This is a genomic window from Shewanella intestini (assembly GCF_018221465.1).
Taxonomy (GTDB): Bacteria; Pseudomonadota; Gammaproteobacteria; order Enterobacterales; family Shewanellaceae; genus Shewanella; species Shewanella intestini.
Genome location: NZ_JAAIKR010000005.1, coordinates 40,639 through 54,437, shown reverse-complemented (window position 1 = coordinate 54,437; position 13,799 = coordinate 40,639). Strand labels below are relative to the sequence as shown.

Below are 13,799 nucleotides of genomic sequence, written 5' to 3'. Positions count from 1 at the left end.
AATTCAAACGATTACCGTCGTTGTATTCGAGATACTGTTTACCATACGGTAACTACAAAGGATGATTTTATGGAAAAGCTTTCTGGTGCAAGTATGGTTGTGCGCTCTTTGATTGATGAGGGCGTCAGTCATATCTTTGGTTACCCAGGAGGATCCGTCCTCGATATTTACGATTCACTTCACAAAATGGCAGGCGTTGAACATGTACTAGTTAGACATGAACAAGCTGCTGTTCATATGGCTGATGGCTATGCTCGCTCCACGGGGAAAGTGGGTGTTGTACTTGTCACCTCAGGCCCAGGTGCCACTAACGCAATAACCGGTATTGCTACTGCATATATGGACTCAATTCCACTTGTTGTACTATCAGGACAAGTACCGAGTAACCTAATTGGTAATGATGCATTCCAAGAATGTGACATGATTGGTATTTCTCGCCCGGTGGTTAAGCACAGTTTTTTAGTTACCAATGCCACTGATATCCCAGCCATTATAAAAAAAGCATTTTATATTGCCGCTTCTGGGCGTCCCGGGCCGGTGGTAATTGACTTACCAAAAGATTGTTTAAACTCCGATATTCTCCACGATTATGTCTATCCTGAAGCAGTAAAATTACGCTCTTATAATCCAACAACTACGGGACACAAAGGCCAAATAAAACGGGGGTTAGATGCCCTTTTACAAGCTAAAAAACCCGTACTCTATGTGGGTGGTGGCGCGATTATTTCAGAATGTGATCAACAGATTTTATCCCTTGCAGAAACCCTTAATATTCCAGTAATTAATACCTTAATGGGTTTAGGAGCATTTCCTGGCACACATAAACAATGTCTCGGTATGTTAGGTATGCATGGATTATATGAAGCCAACATGGCAATGCATCATTGTGATTTAATTTTCGGTATCGGTGTACGCTTTGACGACCGCACTACCAACAATGTTGAAAAGTACTGCCCTAATGCCAAGATTTTACATATTGATATCGATCCTGCCTCCATTTCAAAAACAGTGCGGGTAGACATTCCGATTGTTGGTTGTGCTAAAAATATTTTAAACAACATGCTGGATTTATTAAATGCTTCAGATAAACACAACGACACTGAAGCACTGACTCAGTGGTGGCAACAAATTGCCCAATGGCGCAGCAAGCAATGTTTAGAGTTTGACCGCAATTCAGAGCGCATCAAACCGCAACAGGTCATCGAAACATTACATAAACTCACTAGCGGTGATGCATACGTGTCATCTGATGTTGGTCAACACCAAATGTTTGCTGCGTTATATTATCCATTTGATAAACCAAGACGTTGGATTAACTCCGGCGGCCTCGGCACCATGGGCTTTGGCCTACCTGCGGCAATGGGTGTGAAAATGGCATTTCCTGATGAAACCGTGGTCTGTATTACTGGTGACGGCTCTATTCAAATGAACATTCAAGAGCTCTCAACGGCATTGCAATACGACACACCGGTCAAAATCATCAACTTAAATAACCGTTTTTTAGGCATGGTTAAACAGTGGCAAGACATGATTTATTCTGGTCGTCATTCGCACTCATACATGGACTCAGTCCCTAATTTCGCCAAAATTGCCGAAGCTTATGGTCATGTTGGTATGACTATTAGCGATCCAAACGAATTAGAAGCAAAACTCACCCAAGCATTAGCAATGAAAGATAAATTAGTGTTTGTCGATATCAGTGTTGATGAAACAGAACATGTTTACCCAATGCTAATTAGAGGCGGTGCAATGAATGAAATGTGGCTAAGCAAAACGGAGAAAAGCTAATGCGTCGAATTATCTCAGTATTACTTGAAAACCAACCTGGCGCATTATCTCGAGTTGTTGGGCTATTTTCTCAGCGTGGTTATAACATTGAAAACTTAACCGTTGCGCCAACAGAAGACCTGACATTGTCACGCCTTAACATTACTGTTAAAGCTGACGCTAATGTACTTGAACAAATAGAAAAGCAACTTCATAAACTGATCGATATTCTCAAAGTCACCAATATCACTGACGGCGCATATATTGAAAGAGAAATTGCGCTAGTGAAAGTGAAAGCACAAGGTTTACTGCGTGAAGAAGTGAAACGAACAGCCGATATTTTTAGAGGTCAAATTGTAGATGTGACATCGCATTTGTACACCATACAAATGGTTGGCACCGCTGAAAAGGTTGACGCATTTATCAGTAATTTAGCCGAAGTCACTAAAGTGGTTGAGGTGTCACGCTCAGGGATTGTTGGGCTGTCTCGCGGTGAAAAAGCCATGAAAGCTTAATATTTTCCCAAGACCTTTTAACCGTTTTACTAAAAAAGCCGCTGATGCGGCTTTTTAATTCGGCTTTCAATAGATGTAATCAATCCATATTACAAATCAACATCCACAATATAATGTCCTTGTAACCAGTTACGACCAATCAATAGTTTATTTGACATTTTAGTTCGGTCACGCAAATTGACGTCAACAAGAAATTCACTACCAGGTTCGCCAACATTCAACTTCACCATATAACGAATTTCACTGCCTTGTGCATTTCGAATCAATGAGGTGTTACTAATCCTTGTTCTTACCGTCGCTTTAATGCCCTTTTCATTTTCAGTGACAAAAGTCACCATTTTGCCGATATTATTTTCCATATCAAGCTTGTCTTCATTATCTATTTTGATATTGACAGCATGGAGTGAATTCTCGACAGCGCCGGTATCAATACGAGTATTAAATAACAAACCTGACTCTACAATTGATAACTTAGCCGTTGGTCCAATAATTTTTTTATCAGACACATCAACTAAATAGTGTTTCTTTAAGAAACTACGGCCAATTAGCAATTTATAATCCATATGCGAACGGTCACGTAGGTTTACTTTCACTTTTTGTTGTTTGTGATGAAAGCTGATTTCAAGTTCAACAGTATAACGGCTCTCAGTACCTTGAGAGTTCTTTACCGTTGAGGTATCAATAATCTTAGCTTCCATGTTCGTTGAGCGACCTTGCTCATCAAATGTAGTAAAGCGCACCATTTTACCAATATTCTTACTCATTTTTTTATGAGCTTTGCCCACAATGGTAATATCAGTAGCATTGAGCGAGGAGTGACTAGCTCCGGTATCCATTCTGGCGGCATAACATAAACCAGACCCCACTACACACATTTTCTCAACTGATTTAAGCGTTTGTTTAGCTTGTGATGAAAACGGCACTAAAAAACATAACAACATCAAAATAGAACGGTAATACATGGCTTTCCCTATAATGGTGAAAATATGTTCACAGAAGGGTTAATTTAACAAGCGATCAATTTCTTGGTCAAATAAGTTTTTGATTAAACCTGAAAACTCAGTGACAAAAATACTTTGCTGTGCGGTGGCTCGGTGATTGCCAATAGAGCCTAAAATTTCTTCTAAGTCATAGACAATGGCATCAATTTCTCTAATGACCATGTTACGCTGGGCAAATGACAATTGTGGGTTTTGTCCACAAACCATGATTATTTGCGCTGAAAGCTGTTCTTCAAATAACTCCATAACAGTATCTGTTGAATCTGCACTCATACCAGTCGACTCGAAAAGTCCAAGATGCTCAGTTAAATATTGAACTAAATGAACATACCCGTCTTTATCAGTAACCATTTGTACTCCCACACCTATCAAAGGACATAAAGCCTTGTTTATGCCCACCAAAAAAGAAATCTTTATTGAATAATTAACTGCCGTTTTTACTTAGACAATGATAACACAAAGGAAACTGGCACCGCCAAGCTGATACTACTTAAACCGGCAACTTGTTGCAGTTTTTCAATACCTTTTGCTAAACCAAAGTCATTGGCATTAACAATGATGGGTTGGAAGCTGGTGACTTGCATTTGAGAGTCAGATAACTTAGTAACGACAACATTAATTTCTTTATCAGCTTGTATTCCATGAAGGTTAATATTGGCGTTAACTTGAGTAATTAAGGTTTCCCCCTGCGACAGACTATCAATCAACTGTGGATTCACTTTAGCTTTAAGAACAAGTTGTGGGAATTTGTTCACTTCAAATAGCATGGTTTGCATTCGTTGATTGCGAATTTCAATGCCAGTAGAAACTGTATTGAGTGGAATAGTCAGTTCAAATTCGCCTTTTGAGGATAATGTCCCAGACACAGCGTTAAATGAATGTACCTCGGCGATATTCACTTTTTTGGTTGAAATAAAGCTGACTTTGGAAAGGGTGTTGTTAATTGACCAGTCAGCACTGTTAGCGGCAAAGGCCATTAAACACATTGGTAATAAAATCAGTGATTTGTTCATTATATAAGTCCTTTTCAATGTAATCATCATTTAGCCATACCTTAATAAGTGAGTATAGCTAAATATCTCCTTTATGACACAATGCGTTAGCTGAGCTTCGCCAACCATTGATCAAGCGCTTTAGCAAATGCATGTTTATCTGCTTGAGAAAACTTATTAGGCCCTTGCGTTTGCACCCCACTACTGCGCATTTCTTCCATAAAATCACGCATAGTTAATGTTTGCTTTATATTGGCTGGGGTATAGACCATTCCCCGGGGGTTAACCACTAACGCGCCCTTTTCAACAGCCTCAGCCGCTAAAGGAATATCGGCAGTAATCACCAAATCATTTGGATTAACGTGTTCAACAATATAATTATCAGCTTCATCAAAACCGCTACTCACTCGAATAGCCTTAATAAAAGGCGAAGGCGGATAACTGATTAATTGGTTGGCCACTAAGCGCAATTGAATACTTTTTCGCTCACTGGCACGAAATAACATCTCTTTTACTGGGTTTGGGCATGCGTCTGCGTCGACCCAGATCATTGGTTTTTGCATGTATTTCCTGCTACGGAGCTAATCGGTCGATTTGCCAATTGCCGAGTTGTTGTTGATATATAAATCGGTCGTGTAATCGGCTCTCACCACCTTGCCAAAACTCAATGCTTTGTGGTTCAACTAAATAACCGCCCCAAAATTTAGGTAAAGGCACTTCACCTTCCGCAAATTTGGCTTTCATTTCATTGAATTTGCCTACTAGAGCTTGTCTAGCGCTAATTTTACTGGACTGTTTTGATACCCAAGCTGCGATTTGACTGTCTTTAGGGCGCGACATGAAATAACGGCTAACTTCTAGCATAGACAAAGGTTTCGCAACCCCCGTCACGCCAACTTGGCGCTCAAGGCTATTCCAAGGAAATAACAAGCTTACACGGCTATTTAGGGCAATATGCTGAGACTTTCTGCTTTCAAGGTTGGTGAAAAACACAAACCCTTTATCACTAAATTGCTTGAGTAAAACAATACGTTGAAATGGCTGACCTTGTTCATCAACCGTTGCAACACTCATCGCCGTCGGGTCAGTTAAATTTGCCTCTTTCGCTTGTTCTAACCATTGTTTAAATAATGCCATCGGGTTATCTGGCAAATTCTCACGTCGCAAACCACCTTTTGAGTATTCACGGCGAATATCACTGATATCAGTCATCGGGTTTCCTTAATAGCAAACATGGCCAGTGTTAACTGTTTCACATTGAAGCACGTTTTGCTTTTATAAAATTATCAACTTACTGACAGGTTAATCCTGCGTTGGTGCTAATTGCTTGCCCACCGCCCATGCGTGCAGCATGTCTAGTCCTAGCGTTGCTGCAGCGAGTGCGGTGACATCAGCGTGATCATAAGAAGGCGCAACTTCAACGACATCCATCCCAACAATATTGAGCCCTTGTAAGCCACGAATAATTTTCATGGCTTTATCACTTGTTAAACCACCACATACCGGAGTGCCAGTACCGGGCGCATAAGCGGGGTCTAAACAATCGATATCAAAAGTGACATATAGTGGCATATTCCCCACACGGTGTTTAATTTGTTCAACGATATTATCAGCAGTTAACTCATTCGCCGTTGCTGCATCGATGACTTTAAAGCCATGACCTTTAGGGTTGTACTCAGTGCGGATACCTATTTGAATTGAATGCTCTACATCAATTAAGCCTTCATTTGGCGCATGGTAAAACATCGTACCGTGATCATATTTACTGCCTTCGCTGTACGTGTCAGTATGGGCATCAAAGTGAAGCAAAGCCATTTTTCCATACTTTTTATGGTGCGCCCTTAATAAAGGCAAGGTAACAAAATGGTCACCACCAAAGCTTAATAATGCTTTATCAGATTCAACAATTTTTGTCGCGAAGGCCTCTAGTCGACCAGTAAAGTCGGCTTGATCGCCGCAATTAAATACGAGATCTCCTGCATCAACTACTTTAATGGTTTCGCTAAGTTTAAAATGCCAAGGCCAACGGGTGTCTTCCCACGCTAAATTAACTGATGCACGACGAATAGCATCAGGTCCCATACGTCCACCAGAGCGCCCTGTTGTGGCCATATCAAATGGTAACCCCATTACAACAACATCAGCATTTGAGGCTAACGGGTTAAAGTCTAATGGCTGACGTAAATACCCAAACGCATTGGAATATAAAGAATAATCAGGTTTTTCTGCAAAAGTTGTCATGGTATCTCCAAATGCGATTGCTTAATTCAAGTGTTCAATCGTCAATGTTTCTGTTTGGTGAGCTTGAAATTGTTTCACTTCAATAGTGTAACCTTGCTCTGTGTCTATCAATGCTTGCGCAGTGCAGTATTGTGCTTGGCTTAAGGTGATGGGCAATTGTCGATTAAACCCAACAAAATCCCAATGACTTGGCTGCAAAATAGCAAGTAATTCACTAATAACATGATTATTTTTTAGGTCAAGATTCGTTTCTAAACTGACATATGAATTATGCGGCTGCGGTGTAATGTGGATTGTAAAATAATATTGCTCAAAAATACCATTTACCGAATACCCGTATGGCTTAAACGCATATTGATCTAGCGTAAAATCAGCAAATAACCTCCTGAGGTTAAGTTGCTGATTTATCGTTGGTATATGTTGTTCACTTCCTGCTAAGTAATCAGCTGTCGGCCCAGATATATGGTACATCATCAACTCTGTCGTATTATCTACAGCAGTCGGCGTGAAATTGTGGTTTGCACTAAAAACATAATGATGATGACCATCAAGCTTGCCAATGCGCCGTGCTTGCCCAGCAATAAGCTGATTTAACCGCTTAACGTCATCTAAAAATGTACTGGGTTGCAACTGCGCAAAACATTCATTTTTACGCTGATAACTAAAAGCAGTTATATGTTCGACACCAATGGTTTCGATACAAAACAAAGCCGATTCAATCAGCGTTGATTGCCCACAAGTCAGCATGATAAGTTTATTATCCCAAATAAATAAACTCGACTCACTCAATACATATGCTTCACAATGCTCACTCTTTATCGATGACAGAATATCTGCCCCGGCCTGAGCGACTAACTGCTGCTTAACATCAGAGAGTAAACAACGTAATGAACCATGTGCAGGGTTAATATGCACTTCGAACTTTTTTTCTGAGCCTTCAAAAAACATGCTTTTCCAATTGACACTACTAACGAATGTGTTGACTACAAGAGGGTTGTTTTAATTAAGAAAAGTCTTCTAAATAGGTGTAACCTTTCAAACCTAACTGCAACTCTTCTAAAATAGAGGCGCGTTCATGTTCAACAATGTGCTTGTTGACTAACTCTTCGTAAGTTCGCATGAAATCAACGGCATCGAGGTTTACATAACGTAATACATCGGCAACAGTATCCCCTTCTAATACTGACTCAATGTTTGCTAAACCTTGATCATCCAAACGCACAACGGCAGAATTGGTGTCGCCAAATAAGTTATGGATATCACCTAAAATTTCTTGATAAGCCCCCACCATAAAAAAGCCAATTAAATACGGGCTTTCAGCGCTCCACGCAGGCACAGGTAAAGTTGTTTCAATGCCTTGGCCGTCAACATATTGATCGACAATACCGTCAGAATCACAGGTAATATCAAGCATCACCGCACGGCGCTCTGGCGCTTTATCTAAGCCTGTTAATGGCAACACAGGGAACACTTGGTCAATTCCCCAGGCATCGGGTAACGATTGAAACAATGAAAAGTTAACAAAAAACTTGTCAGCCAACTTGGTATTTAACTCATCAATGACGGGTCTGTGAAAGCGATTATTATTACTCAGCAGTCCTTTAAGTTCATAGCAAACCCGCAAATTGGTTTGCTCAGCCCAAGCGCGCTGCATTAAGCTCAACTGACCTAAAGCAAACAGTGAGTTAGCCTCGGCAATGTCATTTTGAGTATCATGATAAACTTCAATTAACGCGCGTTGATCTAAACGCCCTTTTACTTCATCCCATGACTGCCACATATTGTGCAGTAACTGCGGAGAGTCTTCTTCTGGCGGAGTGATCTCTTCGGGTTTATAAGCCTCTGTACCGATCACATCGGTAATAAGCACCGCATGATGCGCCGTTAAATGCCGTCCAGACTCAGAAATAATCAACGGCATTGGCTGTTGGTACTCGTTACATAAGTCAGTCATCACATTGACAATATTATTTGCATACTCAACTAAGCCGTAGTTCATTGAATTGCGACTTTGACTGCGAGTGCCATCATAATCAACAGCTAAACCACCGCCAACGTCAAAACAATCAATTTGAGCGCCTAATTGACGTAATTCACAATAAAAACGTCCCGCTTCACTCACGCCTTGCCGGATGTCGCGAATATTGGCAATCTGCGAACCTAAGTGGAAATGCAATAATTGCAATGAATCGAGCATACCGGCTTTGCTAAGTTGTTCAACAACATTAAGCACTTGCGCAGCAGACAAACCAAATTTAGATTTTTCGCCACCGCTGGCTTGCCAATTGCCTTTACCTTGAAACGCTAAACGCGCTCGCAGCCCTAAGCGTGGAGTTACACCTAAATTTTTTGCCTCTTCCAATACCAGTTTAAGTTCTGACATTTTTTCGAGAACGATATAAACCTTATGCCCAAGCTTTTCACCAATTAATGCAAGGCGAACATATTCTTTATCTTTATAACCGTTACAAACAATAACTGAACTGGCTTTTTGCGCCATCGCTAAAACAGCCATTAATTCAGGTTTACTGCCAGCTTCAAGACCAAGCTGGGGCACTTCTTTTGACTTTTGGCTCGCGAGGATTTCTTCTACAACCGTTTGTTGCTGGTTAACTTTAATCGGATAAACCAACAAATATTGATTTTCATATTCGTATTTTTTTATCGCTTCATTAAAGGCTTCGCAAAGGCTTTCAACTCGATAATGTAAAATTTGTGGGAAACGAACCAAAACAGGTAACGACACCCCAGCTTTAACCATATCTTTGGCTAATTCGTTAAGACCAATTTTATATTGTGGATTTTGTAAATCAGGTGAGACTGTTACTTCACCGTTTTCGCAAATACCAAAAAAATTTTGGCTCCAATGAGTAACATTATACGATGCACGAGCATCTTCAATTGACCAGTCTGCCATTGTTTTTTTCCGATTTAACATGCCAAATTCATTACCAACAACACTGCGGTATTTTAGGGTTTATTTCAAGATATAGATGCGCCTTAAACCAAAAGCTTGTCATTATTTAACGCCTATCATTAATAGTTTTTATTCAAGCGGGTTTAATTTTGTCCATTGGATTATGCCTTTTATTTAAAGCCAACCAACATCAATGCTTCGCATTGAAAATAACTTAAAACAAAACGGCGCAATTTACCTTAGAGCATCAAGTTGTTGCAAGTAAAAACACTCAAATGCTTGTGGAATAAACCACTTTTATCATCGCATTAATCATCTCGGATAATAATTATAGCGATAACCACACTTAATCAGGGTGAAATAGGTAAAGGCGTGTATAATTGGCGCTAATTCGGTAATGAACGTCAGTAAAAATAGAGTTAAATATGATCCAGATTGGAAAGCGCTACCCCCTTGAAGTGGTTAAAGAGGTCAGTTTTGGGGTTTACCTTAATGCAGACGAGTTAGGCCAAATTCTTTTGCCTAAAAAATATGTCCCTGATAATTGCGAAGTCGGTAGTAAAGTAGATGTATTTCTATATCTAGACTCTGACGATGTCGTCATTGCGACTACGCAAAAATCATTGGCACAAGTTGGTGAGTTTGCTTTTTTAAAAGCGGTTGCGACCAACCATGTTGGTGCTTTTTTAGACTGGGGATTAGATAAAGATCTCTTTTTACCTTTTGGTGAACAAAAACGTCCTGCAGAAGAAGGTTTTTCATATTTAGTTTATATCCACACAAACCATGTCGATGACCGCATTGTTGCCTCAAATAAAATCGATAAGTTCCTTGATAAAACGGAGCCACATTATCAACAAGGCGAAGAAGTCTCATTAATCATTGGCGGACAAACTGATCTTGGTTATAAAGCCATTGTGAATAATCAGCATTGGGGCGTCATTTACAAAAATGAAGTCTTTAGAAAGTTACGTTTAGGACAAAAATTAACTGGCTTTATCAAACAAGTTCGTAGCGACGGTAAAATTGATCTGGTTCTACAAAAAGGCTCTAAAACAGAGCTTGATAAGCATGCTAATTTAATTATGAACAAGCTAAATAAAGCACAAGGTTTTTTACCACTAAATGATAAAACCAATGCTGATATTATTTATGAGCAGTTAAGTATGAGCAAAAAAGCCTTTAAAAAGTCGATTGGCGGCTTGTTTAAATCGGGTGATATAGTCATCAAACCTGACGGTATTTATCTAAAATAGTCACAAGCGTTTACATTAGTCCTGTAAATCTTTGATAAACAGCTTGCCTCTGTTATAACAGTGGCAAGCTGTTTTTTTATAATGAGAACGATATGGAACTAAATTCGCTGCAAACCCGGGTGCTAGGTTGTTTATTAGAAAAAGAAGTCACCACTCCCGAACAGTACCCACTATCACTAAATGCGCTGACACTCGCATGTAACCAAAAAAGTAGTCGTGAACCTGTACTGAGCTTAACGGAACAAGAAGTATTAGACACGATAGCGTCATTAAACAAGTTAAGGCTTATCAGTGAACAATCAGGTTTTGGCTCAAGAGTTGTAAAATACCAACATCGGTTTTGCAATACCGAGTTTAGTGAAAATCAATTTAGCGCAGAACAATTGGCATTAATCTGTGTATTAATGTTACGCGGCCCACAAACACCTGGTGAGCTTAAACAGCGCTGCCAAAGAATGTACCCTTTTGAAACGCCGTTACAAGTTGAGTCAGAACTGGTGTCATTATCAAAACGGAATAAACCACTCATCGCACAACTGGCCAAGCAGCCCAATCGTCGCGATCATCAATATATGCAACTATTTAGCACACACGAACAAATAGAAAATGTGTTAAGTGGCAATGAGATTACTTTGAGCGATGAAGTGAGTGAGCAAATATCACAAACATCGCGTTTAGAACAATTAGAGTTAACTGTTGTCGAATTGAGCAAGCGAATTGATGAGCTTGAGTCATTACTTAAATAAGCTTCACTGCTATCTATTCAAACATTAGGATAATCAATGGATCACAACATACCATCCACAATGCGACAAATTGGCTTAATAACCCAATTTGAAATGACTAAACGATTTATTAACCGCGGTGGTATGTTTGCCCTAGCGGCATTTACATTAGTTTGGGCATTAATCATCTTATTCCCTGTTGAAAGAGCATCTAGTTTATTGATGAACCCTTCTTTCAAAGAATTAGTCAATAACTTAGCGGGCCCTGAAACCTTTAATCAATTATTTGCCGCACCTGTTGCTGAATATGCCGTACTCTGGTGTATTGCATTATATGTGTTTCCAATGTTTAGTTTATTTATTAGCGCCGATCAATTTTGTTCAGATAAACAACGAGGTACATTTCGTTTTTTAACATTAAGAGTCTCACGTGAACAGTTATTTTTCGGTCGCTTTATTGGCCAAATGCTTATTCAAGCAGTACTGATTATTATTGCGCTATTAGCCACTTTCTTTTTGGTGTTAACGCGTGACAGTAGCTTGCTGTTGCCTTCAATGTCAGCCGCTTTTTTTATGCTGATTAATTTGATTATTGTGCTGCTGCCTTATGTGGCCGTGATGGCGGTGTTCTCGCTTATTGCAAAAACTGCACGTCAAGCCAGTACGTTTGCCATTGTTTTATGGACAATCACCTCAATCATTATTTCCATTATTAATACCCAATATCCAAACCTCGCATTTTTACATTACATACTGCCTGGTTCGCAAATTTCTAGCATGATTAACTCTCTAGGATTAAGTGCGTTAACTTTTGCGCCTATTCCTATTATCCAAACCATTATTCTGCTGTTCCTTGGCAAAGTCATCATCCAAAGGAGTGCCCTATAATGTTGATTTCATGTCAGAATTTAACCAAAAATTTTGGTGATAAAAAAGCCTTAAATGAGGTGAGTTTCACGCTAGAAGCTGGCACACCTATTGCGCTTGTTGGCCCTAATGGTGCAGGTAAAACCACCCTGTTTAGTATTTTGTGCGGCTATATTTTGCCAAGCAAAGGCAAAGTTAACATCCTAGGTCAACAACCTGGCAGCCGCGAATTACAAGGCCGTGTGGCCGCTCTGCCGCAAGATGCATTACTCGATCCTAACTTTAGTATTATTACTCAGTTAAGCTTTTTTGCCCAGTTACAAGGTATGACCGCCAAAGCAGCAAAAATTGAAACTAAACGTGTGCTTGAGTTAGTCGATATGACCGAAGCAGCCAATTTAAAGCCCATAAGTTTAAGCCATGGAATGAGTAAACGAGTGGCAATAGCGCAAGCGCTAATTGGACAACCTGAGGTGGTTTTATTAGATGAACCGACCGCGGGGTTAGATCCGGCAAACGCCAAAAAGATCCGTGAAATTGTTCAAAATCAGTCTATTAATAGCACCTTTATAATTAGTTCACACAATTTAGACGAGTTGGAAAAACTTTGTGATACTGTGCTTTATTTAGAAAGTGGTCAATTGCAACAGTCAGTCTCGATGCAATCAGAGCAATCGACTGAATACATCACTTTGACACTACAACAAGCAGATTTTGAGCAACTACAATCTACAATAGGTGCGATTGACTCGGTTATTAATGTGAAACCGATAAGCCACGATCAATTACTCATTGAGCATAACAAGTCATTGCCCTACTATATTGAACGCGCATTATTAGATTTATTTGAACAAAATCAATGGCAATATAAATCAATCCTCAAAGGCAGAACCTTAGAAGATACGTTATTTTCTAACTAAGCTGGACATTGGGTTTAATTAAAACTGACTATTCATAGTCAGTTTTTTATACCTTAAATTAATACCATTACTAAACAAACAGCACTAAAAGTACGGCAACTGAGTTGCTCTACTATGGATTAACGTCAAAGTAAAAACACCGAGATAGACTTAATTAGGGGTAATGAACTGAGTATCAATTAAGTTTAGCGGCATTAATTTTTAAGGGGTTGTGATTACACATAAAATACCAACATGAGTGAGTGCCCAAATACTCTTAATGGATTGACACAAGTAAGAGCTAGTACAAATAAGAGCAATAATTTGGTTTGGTTTAGCTTGATTTGGTTTGGATTGGTTTAGCTTGATTTGGTTTAGCTTGATTTGGTTTGGATTGGTTTGGATTGGTTTGGATTGGTTTGGATTGGTTTGGATTGGTTTGGTTTGGTTTGGTTTGGTTTGGTTTGGTTTGGTTTGGTTTGGTTTGGTTTGGTTTGGTTTGGTTTGGTTTGGTTTGGTTTGGTTTGGCAGAATATTACAATAACCTCAAATTTCAGATATAAAAAAGCTGCGGTATAAACCACAGCTTCTTAGTCCTAATTACTAGCTTAAGCTAGCA

The 13,799-nt window shown here is 39.5% G+C and carries 15 protein-coding genes; 7 read left to right on the top strand and 8 right to left on the bottom strand.

Features of this window, described 5'->3' with window-relative positions:
* Positions 1-69 precede the first annotated feature (69 nt).
* Positions 70-1,788, top strand: coding sequence for an acetolactate synthase 3 large subunit (locus G3R48_RS07345; RefSeq protein ID WP_153663750.1), 1,719 nt, complete (start codon positions 70-72; stop codon positions 1,786-1,788).
* Positions 1,788-2,282: an acetolactate synthase small subunit gene (gene ilvN / locus G3R48_RS07340; protein WP_153663752.1), complete on the top strand. Its 495-nt coding sequence runs from the start codon at positions 1,788-1,790 to the stop codon at positions 2,280-2,282. Before G3R48_RS07345 ends, ilvN begins: the two co-directional genes overlap by 1 nt.
* A gap of 89 nt (positions 2,283-2,371) precedes the next feature.
* Here the strand turns inward: ilvN and G3R48_RS07335 are convergent, their stop codons facing one another.
* The 8 genes from G3R48_RS07335 to speA all read right to left on the bottom strand — a co-directional run bounded on the left by G3R48_RS07335 (position 2,372) and on the right by speA (position 9,433).
* A complete protein-coding gene (locus G3R48_RS07335; protein ID WP_153663754.1) occupies positions 2,372-3,244 on the bottom strand; it encodes a putative ATP-dependent zinc protease in 873 nt (290 codons plus the stop codon).
* 39 nt (positions 3,245-3,283) lie between these two features.
* Positions 3,284-3,634: a DUF3802 family protein gene (locus G3R48_RS07330; RefSeq protein ID WP_153663756.1), complete on the bottom strand. Its 351-nt coding sequence runs from the start codon at positions 3,632-3,634 to the stop codon at positions 3,284-3,286.
* 86 nt (positions 3,635-3,720) lie between these two features.
* The gene (locus G3R48_RS07325; RefSeq protein ID WP_228497396.1) at positions 3,721-4,296 is read right to left on the bottom strand and encodes a YceI family protein; all 576 of its coding nucleotides are present in this window, start codon (positions 4,294-4,296) and stop codon (positions 3,721-3,723) included.
* Between the two features lie 86 nt (positions 4,297-4,382).
* Positions 4,383-4,838 (bottom strand): YaiI/YqxD family protein, encoded by a 456-nt coding sequence (locus tag G3R48_RS07320; RefSeq protein ID WP_153663758.1) that lies wholly within the window; start codon positions 4,836-4,838, stop codon positions 4,383-4,385.
* 10 nt (positions 4,839-4,848) lie between these two features.
* Positions 4,849-5,487 carry a pyridoxamine 5'-phosphate oxidase gene (pdxH, locus tag G3R48_RS07315; protein WP_153663760.1) on the bottom strand — a complete coding sequence of 213 codons (639 nt, stop codon included), beginning with the start codon at positions 5,485-5,487 and terminating at the stop codon, positions 4,849-4,851.
* Positions 5,488-5,577: 90 nt separating this feature from the next.
* On the bottom strand, positions 5,578-6,516 hold the full coding sequence (speB, locus tag G3R48_RS07310; protein ID WP_153663762.1) for an agmatinase: 939 nt from the start codon (positions 6,514-6,516) through the stop codon (positions 5,578-5,580).
* Positions 6,517-6,537: 21 nt separating this feature from the next.
* Positions 6,538-7,464, bottom strand: coding sequence for an adenosylmethionine decarboxylase (locus G3R48_RS07305; RefSeq protein ID WP_153663764.1), 927 nt, complete (start codon positions 7,462-7,464; stop codon positions 6,538-6,540).
* 55 nt (positions 7,465-7,519) lie between these two features.
* Entirely contained in the window at positions 7,520-9,433 is a 1,914-nt protein-coding gene (speA, locus tag G3R48_RS07300; RefSeq protein WP_153663938.1) for a biosynthetic arginine decarboxylase, read from the bottom strand.
* Between the two features lie 425 nt (positions 9,434-9,858).
* Between speA and G3R48_RS07295 the strand changes: the two genes are divergently transcribed.
* The 5 genes from G3R48_RS07295 to G3R48_RS07275 all read left to right on the top strand — a co-directional run bounded on the left by G3R48_RS07295 (position 9,859) and on the right by G3R48_RS07275 (position 13,759).
* Positions 9,859-10,689 (top strand): CvfB family protein, encoded by an 831-nt coding sequence (locus tag G3R48_RS07295; protein WP_153663779.1) that lies wholly within the window; start codon positions 9,859-9,861, stop codon positions 10,687-10,689.
* Positions 10,690-10,781: 92 nt separating this feature from the next.
* Positions 10,782-11,435, top strand: coding sequence for a YceH family protein (locus G3R48_RS07290; protein WP_153663781.1), 654 nt, complete (start codon positions 10,782-10,784; stop codon positions 11,433-11,435).
* 36 nt (positions 11,436-11,471) lie between these two features.
* Positions 11,472-12,302: an ABC transporter permease subunit gene (locus G3R48_RS07285; protein WP_153663783.1), complete on the top strand. Its 831-nt coding sequence runs from the start codon at positions 11,472-11,474 to the stop codon at positions 12,300-12,302.
* Entirely contained in the window at positions 12,299-13,201 is a 903-nt protein-coding gene (locus G3R48_RS07280) for an ABC transporter ATP-binding protein (RefSeq protein WP_212593267.1), read from the top strand. Before G3R48_RS07285 ends, G3R48_RS07280 begins: the two co-directional genes overlap by 4 nt.
* Positions 13,202-13,564: 363 nt before the next feature.
* A complete protein-coding gene (locus tag G3R48_RS07275; RefSeq protein ID WP_212593256.1) occupies positions 13,565-13,759 on the top strand; it encodes a hypothetical protein in 195 nt (64 codons plus the stop codon).
* Positions 13,760-13,799 lie beyond the last annotated feature (40 nt).